Here is a 14,119-nt window from a genome sequence, read left to right on the forward strand (position 1 = left end):
AACGGGTGACGAGGGGCTGGGGCGCACGTACTGTCCGGGCGGTCCTGGCAGCGCCGGGCAGGAGGGAGCGTCCCGGCCGCCAGGGTCTCCCCCTTCTGGCGACCTGAGAGCGCGGTCGGCGCCGACTGCGGTCATCATGCGGTGAACGCTGACGATGGGCCGCAGCGGCGGTCGCCCGCCGGGTCCGGGTGGTCGGGGACGGCAGTCGTGGGCGGTCCGTTTGAATGCGGTTTCCAGGACGGCGAGTTGATCTTCGGTGCGTTCCCGGGGTCGGCCGGGGCGGGGCTTGTCAGAGGAGTTCGGCGAGTCCTCGGCGGGTTGCGGCGAGGACGACGCGGTCGCCGGGGTTCAGTACGTAGCCGGGGTGCAACTGCCAGACCAGGTGGGGTTGGTCCCGGCCGGTTTCCTCGGTGGTGTCGCGGCCGTTGGGGCGGGCGTTGCGGGGTTCGGGGTCTCTGGTCTCCAGGGCGATGACGCGCCAGGCGCCGGGGTTGAATGCCTCGGCCACCGTGCGGCCCTCCAGGAGGGGGTGGCCCGCCACGTCGAGCGCGGCGAACAGCAGGACGCGGCGCTCCACCGGTATGGCGCCGAGGATCTGGCGGCCCATCATCGCCCCGGCGAACGCCGGAGCGGCCAGGTGGGAGACGCTGCGGCTGCGGGTGAGCGCCTCGGGGTGGGCGGCGCGGAGAGTGCGGTAGACGGCGGTGGCGAAGTCGTCGTCGTACAGCCGCATGGCCACCCGCAGGTCCGGTTTGAGCGCGCGGGCGGCCAGCGCGGCCTCCAGGTTGGTGATGTCGACGCTGGTCAGGGCGAGGAGGGCGTGGGCGCGGTGGACGCGCGCGGCCTCCAGGACGCCCTCCTCGGTGACGTCGCCGATCACGGTCGGGACCCGCAGCCGACGGGCCAGGGCGATCCCGCGGGCCTCCGGGTCGGCCTCCACGCAGACCACCGGGATGCCGAGGGTGCGCAGCCGGGCGAGGACGCGGGTGCCGACCTTGCCGAGGCCGAGGAGGACGACGTGGCCGGACAGCGCCCGCGAGGGCCGGCGCAGTGAGGTCGCGGAACGGAAGGTGCCGAGCGCCTCCAGGAGTCCGGCGACGAGCACGGGCAGCACGAGGAGGCCGGTGAAGCCCGACAGGATCTGGAGGATCTGACGGCTGATCGGCTCGTCGACGGCCGGGTCTCCGATGGCGAAGATGTCGAGCAGGGTCAGGTACGCGGCGTGCAGCGGGTGGTCGCCGGTGGTGAGCCAGGTGGCGACGGCGATCGCCGCGACCGCGGCGACCACCCCCGCCAGCGACCAGCGGAAGCGGCGGGAGAACAGCGAGGCGACGGGCAGGAAGCCGGTGCGGGCCCGGGTGCCGGCGGTCGCGGTGCCGTTCGGACCGGTGTGGCTGATCGCCTCCAGGACGACCGTGCCGCGACCGGTGGCGGCGGCCACCGCGCGGTCGCCGGGCAGGAGCTGCGGTCCGAGGTCGCCGCTGCTGTGCGAACCTTCGATGCCCGCCGGGTCGTTGGTCGTCGACGACAGCAGGGCCAGGGTGCACAGGCCGGGGTCGGTGAGCTCGCCGCGGGCCGGGGGCGGCCGGTCCACGGCGCGCAGCAGCAGGCCCCCGGCCTGCACGATCTTGCTGGTTCCGGCGACCGCGGTGGCCGCGAGGGCGGGCGCGGCGGTGTCCGCGTCGGAGAGCACGGTGGTCGCGGCGTCCAGCGCGCCGAGGTCGAGCCCCGGTTCGGCGACGGCGGCGGCCTGGTCGAGCAGGTTCTCCAGGTGCTGGCCGAGTTTGCGGTTGTACAGGCGGATGACCAGGCGCAGCCGCGGATTGAGCCGGCGCGCGGCGAGGGCGTGGCGGATGTTCGCCTCGTCGTCGTCGTGGACGAGGGCGAGGGCCGCGGCCCGCTCGACGCCGGCCCGGACGAGGACCTCCTCGTCGATCTCGGCGGCCTCGATGACGCGGATCGGCCGGATCTCGCCGGTCGTCGTCGTACGGGCCGCCTCCGGGCCGCCCACGGCCGGGCCGGTGCCGCCGACGCCCAGTCCCGTCCCGCCCGCGGCGGAGCCCGTCCCGCCCGTGGTCGGGCCCGGCGCGGTCACGGTACGGCTCACGGCGGCGGTCACCCGGCCGAAGAGGGCCATCGCCCGGCCGGGACGCGGAGCGTCCGGCTGCTGGGGTACGGGGGCCACGGCGGGGACGACGAGGGTGACCAGCTCCCGGTACACGTCGCTGAGCTCGCTCGCGAGCCGGTGCGCGAGCACGTCGTCGCCGCACACGATCATGTGTCCGGGCGGCGCGGAACCGCCTGCCCGGTCCGCCGGGCCCCGGGCGGCGGGTCCGCCCGGAGGGGCTCCGAAGCCGCCGTCGGACGGGTCCCGGGGCGGCGGCGGGGCGGGGTGGTCCGGGGCGCCGGGCGCACGGGCGGGTACGGGCGCTGCGGCCCCGTCGGAGGCGGCGGTCAAGGTGATGCACCCTCACTCGGTCGGCTGCGGTGGGGAAGTGACGACACGTGGGACAGCATGCCTGGTCGCGGCGTCCGGCGTGCGGGGTGCCCCCGTCGACCGGCCACGGTGCCGTGCTACGCCGGTCGGCGCACTCCGTCCTGCGGTCGGTGCGGTGCTCTTCCTACGGTGACTGAATGATCGTCACGTCAGCCGTTCGTCATGCTGCCGCCGGCGCCACGGCGCTCGTCCTCGCCCTGCAGGCCCCGGCCGCCCTCGCCGCGACCGTCACCGAGCCCACTCCCCCGCCCCGCTCCTCCGTCGACCCCACGGAGCTGTACCGCCCGGGGACGCACGTCCGTCGCCTGCCGGGCGCGCCGGCGCTGCCGGACGGCGTCTCCGCCCTCGCGTGGGTGGTGGCCGACGCGCGCACGGGCGAGGTGCTGGCCGCGCGCGACGCACACCGGCGGCTGCCGCCCGCGAGCACGATGAAGGCCCTGTTCGCGCTGACCGCGCTGCCCCGGCTGCGGGCGGACCTGCGCCACAAGGTGACCGAGGAGGAACTGGACGGCATCGGAGCCGGCAGCAGCCTCGTGGGGGTGCAGCCGGGCCACACGTACAAGGTCTCGGACCTGTGGAACGGCGTCTTCCTCAGCTCCGGCAACGACGCGGTACGGGTCCTCGCGGCGCTCGACGGCGGTTGGGAGGGCATGGCCCGCAAGATGCAGGAGAAGGCGGCGGCCCTCGGCGCCAAGGACACGCGGGTGGTGTCGCCGGACGGCTACGACGCCCCGGGCCAGGTCTCGTCTGCGTACGACCTGGCGGTCTTCGGGCGGGCGGGGCTGCGGAACCCGGACTTCGCCCGGTACAGCGCGACCCCGTACGCGTATTTCCCGGGCGGCAGTTCGTCGTACGGCATCCGCAACACCAATCGGCTGCTCACCGGTGACGACGGCGTGGGGCGGTACCCCGGGCTGCTCGGCGTGAAGAACGGCTACACGAGCGCGGCCGGCAGCACCCTCATCGCAGCCGCGGAGCGGGGCGGTCGCACGCTGGTCGTGACGGTCATGAACCCGCAGTCGGGCGGCGGGCTCGCGGTGTACGAGGAGGCTCGGCGGCTGCTCGACTGGGGCTTCGAGGCGGCCGGGAAGGTACGACCGGTCGGCACGCTGCGGCCCGGCCCCGCCGAACGGTCCGAGCAGGCCGCCGCCCAGCCCGCTTCGGGGCCCGTACGCGCTGCGGCAGCCGATGCTGCGGCTTCAGCAGCAGAACGGGCGGGCGACTCGGACCGCAAGCCCGCCGCGGCCGCCCTCGCGGAGGCGAAAACGGAACCGGAGGGAGGGACCGGCTTCCCCGTGGGGTTCGTCGGCTCCGCGTTGGCGGCCGCGGCCGGGCTGTGGTGGTGGCACCGGCGTACGGGCGCGAGCAGGACCACGGGCGGCGACGGCTGAGCCGCGCCCCTGTGGGTCGACGGCGGTCAGCCGCGACTCACTGGCCCAGCTCTCGCTTGAGTTCGTCCTTGTTCATCTTCGAGCGGCCGTGCACGTTCCGGCGCTGCGCCTCGGCGTAGAGCTGGTCGTACGTGGGCCCCTGCGCGCCCTTGTGGGAGCGCAGTCCCCCGCGCCGCGAGGACGACATGTCCTCGAGCGACTGCTTGCTCGCCGTCTTGGCCTCGCCGGAGCGCGCGCGTTCCTTGTTGACGGTGCGGGCGGCGATCTCCTCCGCGCGGTCGCGGCTCTCGCCGCGTTCCAGGGCGCTCTCCTTGATGTGCTCGTACTGCCGCTCGCGCTTCGGGCTCGATCCGCGGGGCATGACCGGCTCCTTTCCGTGTCGGGCTCGCTGTGCTGCTGCGGCTACCCGGGCCCGCGCCGTTCAGCCGCTCGGGACGGACATCTCGAACCAGACGACCTTCCCGCCCCCGGCCCGCGGCACGGAGCCCCATGCCTCGGCAAGTCGCTCCAGCAGGTAGAGACCGTGGCCGGAGGGGTGGCCTGCGCGGTGCCGGCCGTGCGGACGCGGCGCGACCGGGCTGGTGTCGCTGACCTGCACCCACAACCGGTCGCCGGCACGCTGGAGCAGCAGTTCGTCAGGGGCGCCGCCGTGGGTGTGGGCGTTGGTGACCACTTCCGTGACCAGCAGCAGCACGTCCTCGACCACGGCGCGCTGGGCGTCGCCGTCCCGCCCGAACCACTCGCCGAGCACCTCGGCGGTCCGGTCCCGGCACTCTCCCACGGTCACCGGACCGTCCGAGAGCGGAATCCGGCGACTGGTCGACGGAGACGTCTCCTCGCGTGCGTCGCCCATGACGCTGCGAGTACCCAGCGACAGGCTTTGAACTACCGCAAAGGGGGCATATTTCGCGTAGGAACCTCGTACGACGAACCGGCGTCGGAGGTGCCTCATGTCCGGTTCCGCAGCACGACCGCTCCTTCCCGCGTCCGCCGATGTCCGGCATCAGGCCCTCGGCGGCCTTCCGGAGATCGACCGGCCCACGACGGTCGGCACGCAGGAGGCGCAGACCCTGTCGACCGCCCTCTTCGCCCGCATGGCGGAGCTGGAGGAGGGCACGCCCGAGCACGCCTATGTACGCAACACGCTGGTGGAGCTCAATCTCAGTCTGGTGAAGTTCGCCGCCCGCCGGTTCCGCAACCGGCCCGAACCCACCGAGGACATCATCCAGGCCGGCACGATCGGCCTGATCAAGGCGATCAACCGGTTCGAGCAGGGGCGCGGCATCGAGTTCTCGGCGTTCGCGCTGCCGACGATCGTCGGCGAGATGAAACGCTTCTTCCGTGACACCAGCTGGTCCGTCCAGGTGCCCCGGCGGCTCCAGGAACTGCGGATCGACCTCGCGAAGGCGGTCGACGCCCTGGAGCAGGAGCTGGGCCGCCGGCCCACCCGGGCCGAGCTGGCCGTACGGCTGGGCACGGACGAGGAGTCGGTGGCGGAGGGCGAGCAGGCCGCGAACGCGTACGCGGCGCGCTCCCTCGACACCCCGCTGGGCGACGAGGAGGACGCCTTCAACGGTCTGGTGCGCCACCTGGGCGCGGAGGAGCACGCGTACGAGCTGATCGACGCTCTGGAGTCGCTCAAGCCGCTGATCGCCGGGCTGGACGCCCGCGACCGCGAGATCCTGTCGCTCCGGTTCGGCGCGGAACTCACCCAGGCGGAGATCGGCGCGCGGCTCGGTCTGTCCCAGATGCACATCTCGCGACTGCTCGCCCGCATCCTGGCCACCCTGCGCGACGGCCTGCTGGGGGACGCGGAGGACCGGGACGCCGAGCGGACGAACCGCCAGGACTCCTAGGACGACCTCCTAGGACGGACTGTTCCCACGGGCCGGCCGGCACCGACCGCCGGTCCGACGACTGCTAGTACCAGCGGCTCGGCGGGCCCACCATCTCCAGCCACACCACCTTGCCGTGCCCGTCCGCGCGGGTCTCCGCCCCCCAGCGGCCCGCGAGCCGGTCGAGGACCATCACGCCGTGGCCGCCCGGCAGGGAGGCGGGGCGGGGGGCGCCGCGCCTGGGGTGGTCCGGGCTCGGGTCCGACACCTCGGCCCGGAGCAGGCCCCGGCGGTGGCGCAGCACGAGTTCCTCGGGTCCGCCGGCGTGCAGGCAGGCGTTGGTGACGACCTCGGAGACGAGCAGCAGCACGTCGTCGGCGAGTTCGCGGGCCTCCGGGTCGCCGGGCGGGGTCCAGCCCCAGTCGGCGAGGGCGCGGGCGGTGAAGTCGCGACAGCGGGTGACCACCCGGTCGGCCCCCCGGAGTTCGAGCCGGCGGACCTCGTCGGGCCCCGCCCCGTCCCGCGTGTCGTCGTCGGCCATCGGCGTCACCGCTGTTCCGGCCGCCGGTCCGCCGCCACGAGGGCGGCGCGCAGGTCGTCGTGGACCGTGAACACGGTCCGCGCCCCGGTGATCTCGAACATCCGGCTCACCGGGGGCCGCAGGCCCGCCAGCTCCACCCGGCCGCCCGCCTCCTGCGCGCGCAGCCGGGCGCGGAGCAGGGCGTTGAGGCCGGTGGAGTCGCAGAAGGTCAGGGCGGCGCAGTCGACGACGATCCGGGGGGCGCCGGACTCGATCTGCTGGTCCAGCGCGGTGCGCAACGGCTCGGCCGTGTCGTGGTCGAGTTCGCCGGCGAGGGTGAGCACCACCACGCCGGACCCGCCCGACACCTCCACGTCGAACCGCCCTGAATCACCGACCATCCGTCGCCCCGCCTCCTTCGTCCGGCGTCCGCCCCTTCCCTCGACTATCCCGCCGATGGCGCGGCGGTGCGAGCCGCGGCTCGGCCCACCGCTTCCGCCGGGCCCGCCGGAGCGGCCGCGGCGGCACGCCGGCCGACGTAGTGCTCCGCCGCATGGACAGCCTCGCGCGCCGTGCGCTCGCCCATGAGGACACACAGCGTATAGGCCGTGTCCTCGAAGCGGCGGCGGATCCCCAGGTCGCCGGGGCGCGCCAGTACGGTCCGTTCCTGCGCCCGGTAGTGGTGCAGGAGTCGGTCGATCGTGTTTCGGTCGGGCAGCAGCATCATTGTCCTCCTGGCTGGACCCCCGCTGCCGCCATCTTGGGGCCATTCGGTCGCCTCCGCGAGCCGGACGGACACGCTCCGTGACCCTTTGGCCCCCGCACATGCTCCGCGGCGTACGGGAAACACGCACGGCAGGACGGGTGGTCCGGGGATGCGGACACCGGCGTCGTGACGGAGGGTGTGGCTCATGGAGACCGGAGGAGCAGCGCCGTTGCGGGTGGTCGTCGTCGGCGCTACGGGGAACGTCGGCACGAGCGTGGTCCGGGCCCTGGCCGCCGACCCGCGGGTCGGATCGGTGCTGGGACTGGCCCGTCGCCGGCCCGACATGGACGTGCCGAAGACGACCTGGGAGGCCGTGGACGTCTCGGACGACGACGCGGGGCCGGCGCTCGCGCGCCACTTCGCGGAGGCGTCCGCGGTCGTCCATCTGGCCTGGCGGTTCCAGCCCACGCACGACCCGGTGACGACGTGGCGGGCCAACGTCCTCGGCTCGCTGCGGGTGTTCGACGCGGTGGCGGCGGCGAACGTGCCGGCGCTCGTGTACGCCTCGTCCGTGGGCGCGTACGCGCCGGGGCCCAAGTCCGGTCCCGGGGTGAGCGAGGCGTGGCCGACGCACGGCTGGCCGGAGGCCGCGTACTGCCGCGAGAAGGCGTACCTGGAGCGGGTTCTGGACGCGTACGAGCGCGAGCATCCGGAGGTCCGGGTGGTGCGGATGCGCCCCGGGTTCCTGTTCAAGGAGGAGTCGGCGAGCGAGCAGCGCCGAATCTTCGCGGGCAAGTTCTTCCCCGGGGCGCTGCTGCGCCCGGGGCTGATCCCGGTGGTGCCGGACCTGGAGGGTCTGCGCTTCCAGACGCTGCACACCGACGACGCGGCGCAGGCGTACCGGCTGGCGGTCCTCGCCGACGTGCGCGGAGCCTTCAACCTGGCGGCCGACCCCGTGGTGGACGCGCGCCAGTTGGCGGGGCTGCTCGGCGCCCGTACCGTGCGGCTGCCGCGCGGGGCGGTGCGCGGGGCGCTGTCCGCGGCCTGGCGGCTGCGGCTGGCCCCCGCCTCGCCGGGGTTGTTCGACGCGGTGCTGCGGCTGCCGGTGATGTCCGCCGAGCGGGCCCGCCGCGAGCTGGGCTGGCAGCCGACGACCAGCTCCCTGGAGGCGCTGGAGGCCTTCCTGCGGGGCGTGCGCACGGGCGCGGGCGATCAGACCGCGCCGCTGAGCGGCCGCCGCATCGGCTGACGGCCGCGGTCCGCCGCACCGGCTGGACTGCCGTGGCGCGGTGCGGTCGCCCCGCTCCCGGCCGCCGGCTCCGCGCCGACCCCGTCGTCCGGGGTGCGGAATAATGCGGCCATGCGCATCTCAGCCAGGGCCGATTACGCGGTGCGAGCCGCGCTCCACCTCGCCGCAGCGCAGGACGAGGGCCCGCTGAAGGCGGAGGCCGTCGCGGACGCGCAGGGCATCTCGCACAAGTTCCTCGAGGGCATCCTCGGCGACATGCGGCGCGGCGGCCTGGTGCAGAGCCAGCGCGGCGGCAACGGGGGTACTGGCTGGCGCGTCCGGCGGAGGAGATCTCGGTCGCGGACGTGATCCGCGTGGTGGACGGTCCGCTGGTGTCGGTGCGCGGGGTACGGCCACCGGAGCTGACGTACACCGGGCCGGCCGAGTCGCTGCTGCCGCTGTGGATCGCCGTGCGGGCCAACGTACGCCGGGTGCTCGAAGGGGTGTCGCTGGCGGACGTGGCCGCCGGGCGGCTTCCGGCGGAGGTCTCGGCGCTGGCGGAGGAGCCGGAGGCGTGGACGAACCCCTGACCCCTCCTGAGATCTCACTGACCGGGACGGGACGGTCCGCCATGTGAACTCCCTCTGGAGTGCGGAGCCTTCGCCGTGAAAGTATCCCTACCATTCCCGTAGGGAAAGTGGGAATGATTTCCGGACGGGGCGGCGAGGGGAGCGGAGAATCATGCGAGGCGATGCTGCGGCGGCGGACTGGCGACGCGTCACCAGGGAGGTCGCCGACGACCTCGCGGTCGACGCGGGCGACCGCGACCGGGCCGGCAAGCCCCCGTACGACGAACTCGCCCGGCTGCGGGAGGCGGGGCTGCCCGCCCGGCTCACCCCGCCGGGACCGGGCGGCCGCCGGGGCGCCGCCTGGACGGCCGCCTGCGCGGCGATCCGGGAGGTGGCGGCGGCCGACGGCTCCGTCGGCGAACTCCTCGCCCACCACTACGCCTTGAGCTGGACCTCCCGCCTCCTCGCCGCCACGGAGCCCGAGGCGGAGCCGGAGACGGCGGGCGCGGCGGTCTCCGGGGCAGGAGCTGCGGTGGGCGCCGTGACGGGAGTCGCGGCGAGCGCCGTGGCGGGCTTCGGGGTGGCCGAGGGGCTCGACCGGGCGGCCGCCCGGGAGGGCTGGCTGCTCGCGGGCGGAGTGGAACCCTCCCGCACCGGCGCCGACCTCACCCTGACCCCGGCCGACGGCCCCCGAGTCCTCGACGGCAGGCGGTACTTCGCCTCCGGCGTGACCGTCGCCGACCGGCTCGTCGTCGGCGCGCGCTGTACCCGGACCGGCGACCTCCTCGTCGTCCTCGTCGACCCGTCCGACCCGACGGTGTGCGTCGAACCCGCCGCCGACCGCGTCGGCCAGCGCGTGGCGGGCGCCGGCACCGTCGCCTTCTCGCGCACCCCCGTCGCCCCCTCCCAGCTCCTCGGCCGCCTGCCGCGCGACGAGCACGCCGTCGCCCCGTACGCCGCCCTCGCCCCGCTCCTGTCCCGGCTGCTGCTGACGCAGGTCGCGCTCGGCGTCGCCGAGGGCGCGCTGGCCGAGGCCCGGGACGCCGTCCGCGCCGCGCAGGCCGCTCCCCCGCCCGACGGGACCGCCTTCGTCGCCCGCGACGACGACCCGTACCTGCTGCTCGCCTACGGCGAACTGGCCACCGCCGCGCACACCGCCGCCTCGGTGGCGGCCCGCGCGACCGACGGCCTGGCCCGCGGTCTGGCCGCCGGCCCCGGCCTCGGGGTGGAGGAGCGCGCCGAGCTCGCGGTCCTCGTCGCCGCGGCCGAGACGGTCACCGGACGGGCGGCCGAGCAGATCACCACCCGCGTCCTGGAGCTGGTCGGCCCGGCGGACACCGACGGCGTAACCGGGCTCGACCGCTTCTGGCGCGACGCCCGCGCCCTGACCGCCCGCCACTCCCCGCCCCACCGCCTGCGCGCGATCGGCGACCACTACCTCAACGCCGGGCTGCCCCTGGCGGGCTGAACCGGCCCCGTTTCTCACCCAGTCGGCCGGAGGCCGCATGCTGGAAGGCGACGCGCGGTACGACCTACGACACCGCACGACCCACACAGGGAGGACAGCCGTATGAGTCTCGAGCTCGTCGCCGGAGTGGACGGTTCCACGGAGAGTCTCGCCGCAGCGCACTGGGCGGCACGCGAGGCGGGGCGGCGGAGACTGCCGTTGCGGCTGGTGCACGCGTGGCTGTGGCAGCCGCTGGACCTGCCGATCGAACAGGACCGCGGCACACAGGCGCGCCTCGCGGAGGACGTCCTCAGGCACGCGGAGTCGGCGGTCGCCGAGGCGCACCCGGACGTCACGGTGACCGCCGAGGTCGTCCCGGACACCCCTGTCGCGGCGCTGCTCGGCGTCCAGGAGCGGGCCGCGATGCTCGTCGTCGGCTCGCGCGGCCACGGCCCGCTGACCGGGTTCCTGCTCGGCTCGTACGGGCAGCAGATCATCGCGGGCGCGGAGCGTCCGGTCGTCGCGGTCCGCTCGCGCGACGCCGCGGACGCCGGCGCCTCGGCGGACGCGGCGGACGCGGGCGAGGTCGTCGTGGGGCAGCTCGGCACCCCGGAGGACAGCGCCCCGGCGCTGCGGTTCGCCTTCGAGACCGCGGCGGCGCGGGGGGCCGCGCTGCGGGCCGTACGGGCGTGGAGCCTGCCGCCGCTGTACGCGTACAGCCCCGGCTCGCTGCGCCTCGCGGACGAGGCGGGCGGTCTGGAGCCGTTCGAGGAGAAGGCCCTGCGCGAGGCGCTGGCCCCGTGGCGGGAACGCCACCCGGAGGTGCGGGTGATCGAGCACGTGGAGATCGGCAGCGCGGGCCAGGTCCTGCTCTCCGCCTCCACCTCGGCCTCGCTGCTGGTCGTGGGCCGCCGGGCCCGGCGCGGGGCGCTCGGGCCGCGGATCGGCTCGGTCGCCCACGCGGCCCTGCACCACGCGCACTGCCCGGTGGCGGTCGTCCCGCACGACTGACGGGCGCCGGCCGGCCGCCGCGTACCTCCGTCCGCCGGACTCCGGGTGCCGTCCCCGCGGGGCGCGCCGAGACTGGGGCGCATGGAACAGCATGACGCCGACAACGGGGTACGGGCGGCCGTCCGCCGCCGCGGCCGGCGCGCTCTCGCAGTGGCGGGACTGCTGGCCCTCATCGGGTGGGCCGCCCTGACCGCCGCGGGACCGTCCGCGCCGCCGGACCGCAGCGGGGTGCCGGCCGCCGGACCCCGGGCCCGGGGGGCGGGCGCGGAGCCGCTGTCGGGCACGGCCGAGCGGTACGCCGAGCAGCTCGTCGCCCTGGTCAACGCCGAACGGATGCGGGCTGGTTGCGACCCGCTGCGGCCGTCGGGCGCGCTGCGTGCCGCCGCGCAGCGGCACGCCGACGACATGGCGGCGCGCGGCTACTACGAGCACCGCGACCCGGACGGCGCGGACGGCGGGGACCGGATCACGGCGGCCGGGTACGACTGGCGCGCCTGGGGCGAGAACATCCACCGCGGCCCGCGGAGCCCCGCCCACGCGATGCGCGACTGGATGGACAGCGCCGCGCACCGGCGCAACGTCGTCAACTGCGCCTTCCGGGACCTCGGCGTGGGCGTCAACCTCCGCTCCAACGGACCCTGGTGGGTGCAGGTCTTCGGCACGAGAGGGTGAACGGACCGGGCCGGCCGGGACGTTCAGGAGGGGCGCGCGAGCGTCTGCACCCACACCGTGCCGTCGGGGCCGCGCACCGCGGCGACGCCGGTGTCCCGGTAACGGCAGTCGAGAAGGTTGCGGCGATGACCGTCGCTGTCCATCCAGGACCCGACGACCGCTTCGGGCTCGCGCTGCCCGCGCGCCAGGTTCTCGCCGACCGCGCTCCAGCGGTAGCCGGCGGCGCTGACGCGGGCGTCGACGTTCCGCCCGTCGGGGCTCGCGTGGTCGAAGTAGCCGCGCGCCACCATGTCGCGGCCGTGCGCCCGGGCGGCCCCGGTGAGCCGCGGGTCGAGCCGCAGCGGGCCGCAACCGGCCTCGCTCCGGCGGAGGTTGACGATGCGCGTGACCCGTTCCGCGAGCGTCGGCGGCTTCGCCGTCCGGGACGGTTCCGGCACCGGCCGTGAGGCCCGGGGGCTCGGCGGGACGCTCGGGCTCGGCGACGGCGAGGCCGGGAGCGGGGCCGTGGCGAAGACGGTCGGCGAGGCGGCGAGGGGCGGCGGCCCGGCCGGAGCGTCCGGCTCGGGCCACAACGCGACGAGCAGCACCACGACGACGGCCGCCGCCCCACCCCCGAACACCAGACTCCGCCCGCCCGTGGCACCGCCACCGCCACCACCATCGCCACCCGCACCCGCACCCGCAGGCCCGCCGGGCAGGCCCGCAGCACCCGGATCACCCCCGGCTCCCGGCCCACCCACCGCCGCGTCCCCCGGCAGCACCCCCACATCCCCCGGCCCGTACGCCGCCTCCCCCGACCCGTACACCCCCGCATCCCCCGACGCGGATACCGCCACATCCCCCGCCCCGTACGCCGCCCCCGCATCCCCCGCCCCATACGCATAAGCCGCCGCAGCCGTCGCGTACCCGCCCGTCCCCATCGCTCCCGCGCCCGCGCCGAGGAGCGGGGCGACCAGGCCGAGGCCGACGAGCAGCCCCTCCGCCGGCACCAGGCCCGTCCAGGTGCCCGAGCAGGCCCCGCAGTCCCGCAGGTGGCGGGCGATCCGCTTGCGCCACAGCGGGGAGGGGGCGCCGTCCCAGGTCGCCACGGTGTCGGCGAGGGACGGGCAGCGCGGCTCGGCGGCCAGGGCGCGGACGATCCCGCGCCCGGTCTCCAGCTGCTCCTTCATCCGCCGCACCCGTACCGCGGCGTGCTGCGCGCCGACGCCGAGCGCCTCGGCCAGCTCCGCACGGTCGAGCCGGCCGGCAGCCTCCAGCCACCACAGGGCGAGCAGCTCGCGGTCGTCGGGGTCGAGCCAGCGGGTGGCCTCGGCGACCTCCCGGCGCTGCCCGGACAGACCGAGCCGCAGAATGGTGAGGTCGACGAAGTCACCGGCCGGATCGGGCCGCTCCGCGACGGTGTCGAGACCGGTCTGCGGCTGCTGCTGCCGCACGCGCCAGCGCCGGCGTATCTGGTTCATGGCGATGGCGACCAGCCAGGAGCGGAACCGGCCCGGCTCGCGCAGTCCGCCGAGCCCGTCGAGGGCCCTGACCATGGTCTCCTGCACGACGTCGTCGACGTCCGCGTGGCCGTTCAGGGCGCGGCCCACGACGTTGTAGACCAGCGGGAGGTACGCCGCGGCCAGCGCGTCCCGGGCCGCCGGGTCGCCGGTCCTCGCCGCGGCCACCAGTTCCTCGGCGCGACGCTCGTCGCTGTGCATGTCCGTGCTCCCTCGTCCCTGATCCGTGAGTCCCGCCGTACGGGAGTTCCGTCGTACGGGAGATCCGCGGGGGGCCGTGGGATGACGGTTATGCGGGCGTCGCGACAGGAATCAGTCGGAGACGGTACGCCGTGGCTCGCCGGCGGTGTCCGGCGGGGCGGACGGGTGCGGGACGGTCGCCCCGCCGCCGGCGCGGACGGCGGCGACGACGGCGTCGTGCAGGTCCCGGCTCTCCTCCTCCGAGGAGCAGGGCACGGGGCTGCCCGACATGGTGAACCAGTCGGAGGCGCCCGTGTACTGCACGGCGACGCGCGCCTCGTCGTCCGCGTAGGTGGTGTGCACCGTCAGGTCGCCCGTGACGATGCCGCCCTCCTCGGTGAGGACCCCGCCCCGGCCGGTGTAGACCCCGGCCGTCGTCCATGATGCCCAGCTCATTCCCCCAGGTTCACACCGAGGTTCGGGTTCCGCCACCGGCAGGACGAAAGGCTTCCGGAACGGCGTGGACGCGGGACCGCCCCGGCAGGACGGGAGCCTGCCGGGGCG

General features: G+C 75.6%; 14 protein-coding genes and 1 pseudogene. 7 read left to right on the forward strand and 8 right to left on the reverse strand.

Translation table 11 applies throughout. The features are described from left to right. Positions 1-289: 289 nt before the first annotated feature. Complete coding sequence (locus ACNJ93_RS01865) at positions 290-2,278, reverse strand: NAD-binding protein (protein WP_418961281.1); 1,989 nt, start codon at positions 2,276-2,278, stop codon at positions 290-292. Between the two features lie 356 nt (positions 2,279-2,634). On the opposite strand from ACNJ93_RS01865, the gene ACNJ93_RS01870 reads away from it, so the two are divergent. After that, positions 2,635-3,888, forward strand: coding sequence for a D-alanyl-D-alanine carboxypeptidase family protein (locus tag ACNJ93_RS01870; RefSeq protein WP_418955533.1), 1,254 nt, complete (start codon positions 2,635-2,637; stop codon positions 3,886-3,888). Positions 3,889-3,925: 37 nt separating this feature from the next. Here ACNJ93_RS01870 and ACNJ93_RS01875 read toward each other — a convergent pair whose 3' ends face one another. Both ACNJ93_RS01875 and ACNJ93_RS01880 read right to left on the reverse strand, forming a co-directional pair. Beyond that, positions 3,926-4,249 carry a plasmid stabilization protein gene (locus ACNJ93_RS01875; protein WP_418955534.1) on the reverse strand — a complete coding sequence of 108 codons (324 nt, stop codon included), beginning with the start codon at positions 4,247-4,249 and terminating at the stop codon, positions 3,926-3,928. 60 nt (positions 4,250-4,309) lie between these two features. After that, positions 4,310-4,675: an ATP-binding protein gene (locus tag ACNJ93_RS01880; protein ID WP_418955535.1), complete on the reverse strand. Its 366-nt coding sequence runs from the start codon at positions 4,673-4,675 to the stop codon at positions 4,310-4,312. 163 nt (positions 4,676-4,838) lie between these two features. Here ACNJ93_RS01880 and ACNJ93_RS01885 point away from each other — a divergent pair, with 163 nt between their 5' ends. Continuing rightward, positions 4,839-5,744, forward strand: coding sequence for a SigB/SigF/SigG family RNA polymerase sigma factor (locus ACNJ93_RS01885; protein WP_418955536.1), 906 nt, complete (start codon positions 4,839-4,841; stop codon positions 5,742-5,744). 64 nt (positions 5,745-5,808) lie between these two features. On the opposite strand, the gene ACNJ93_RS01890 is transcribed toward ACNJ93_RS01885, so the two are convergent. The 3 genes from ACNJ93_RS01890 to ACNJ93_RS01900 are packed head-to-tail and all read right to left on the reverse strand — an operon-like array spanning position 5,809 to position 6,967. Next, the gene (locus ACNJ93_RS01890) at positions 5,809-6,264 is read right to left on the reverse strand and encodes an ATP-binding protein (RefSeq protein WP_418955537.1); all 456 of its coding nucleotides are present in this window, start codon (positions 6,262-6,264) and stop codon (positions 5,809-5,811) included. Positions 6,265-6,269: 5 nt separating this feature from the next. Further along, entirely contained in the window at positions 6,270-6,644 is a 375-nt protein-coding gene (locus tag ACNJ93_RS01895; RefSeq protein WP_418955538.1) for an STAS domain-containing protein, read from the reverse strand. A gap of 44 nt (positions 6,645-6,688) precedes the next feature. Further along, complete coding sequence (locus ACNJ93_RS01900; RefSeq protein WP_418961282.1) at positions 6,689-6,967, reverse strand: DUF5133 domain-containing protein; 279 nt, start codon at positions 6,965-6,967, stop codon at positions 6,689-6,691. Between the two features lie 187 nt (positions 6,968-7,154). Between ACNJ93_RS01900 and ACNJ93_RS01905 the strand changes: the two genes are divergently transcribed. The 5 genes and pseudogenes from ACNJ93_RS01905 (at position 7,155) to ACNJ93_RS01925 (ending at position 11,876) form a co-directional block, all read left to right on the forward strand. Continuing rightward, positions 7,155-8,198 (forward strand): SDR family oxidoreductase, encoded by a 1,044-nt coding sequence (locus tag ACNJ93_RS01905; RefSeq protein WP_418955539.1) that lies wholly within the window; start codon positions 7,155-7,157, stop codon positions 8,196-8,198. 111 nt (positions 8,199-8,309) lie between these two features. Continuing rightward, positions 8,310-8,767: pseudogene (locus tag ACNJ93_RS01910) on the forward strand (RrF2 family transcriptional regulator). A gap of 151 nt (positions 8,768-8,918) precedes the next feature. After that, positions 8,919-10,214: an acyl-CoA dehydrogenase gene (locus ACNJ93_RS01915; RefSeq protein WP_418955540.1), complete on the forward strand. Its 1,296-nt coding sequence runs from the start codon at positions 8,919-8,921 to the stop codon at positions 10,212-10,214. Positions 10,215-10,316: 102 nt separating this feature from the next. After that, on the forward strand, positions 10,317-11,204 hold the full coding sequence (locus tag ACNJ93_RS01920) for a universal stress protein (protein WP_418955541.1): 888 nt from the start codon (positions 10,317-10,319) through the stop codon (positions 11,202-11,204). A gap of 81 nt (positions 11,205-11,285) precedes the next feature. After that, positions 11,286-11,876, forward strand: coding sequence for a CAP domain-containing protein (locus tag ACNJ93_RS01925; RefSeq protein ID WP_418955542.1), 591 nt, complete (start codon positions 11,286-11,288; stop codon positions 11,874-11,876). Between the two features lie 23 nt (positions 11,877-11,899). Here ACNJ93_RS01925 and ACNJ93_RS01930 read toward each other — a convergent pair whose 3' ends face one another. Then, positions 11,900-13,576, reverse strand: a complete 1,677-nt coding sequence (locus ACNJ93_RS01930; RefSeq protein ID WP_418955543.1) for a sigma-70 family RNA polymerase sigma factor — start codon at positions 13,574-13,576, stop codon at positions 11,900-11,902. Positions 13,577-13,687: 111 nt separating this feature from the next. Next, positions 13,688-14,011, reverse strand: coding sequence for a hypothetical protein (locus tag ACNJ93_RS01935; protein ID WP_418955544.1), 324 nt, complete (start codon positions 14,009-14,011; stop codon positions 13,688-13,690). Positions 14,012-14,119 lie beyond the last annotated feature (108 nt).

This window comes from Streptomyces tritici (assembly GCF_048500665.1).
Classification (GTDB): Bacteria; Actinomycetota; Actinomycetes; order Streptomycetales; family Streptomycetaceae; genus Streptomyces; species Streptomyces tritici.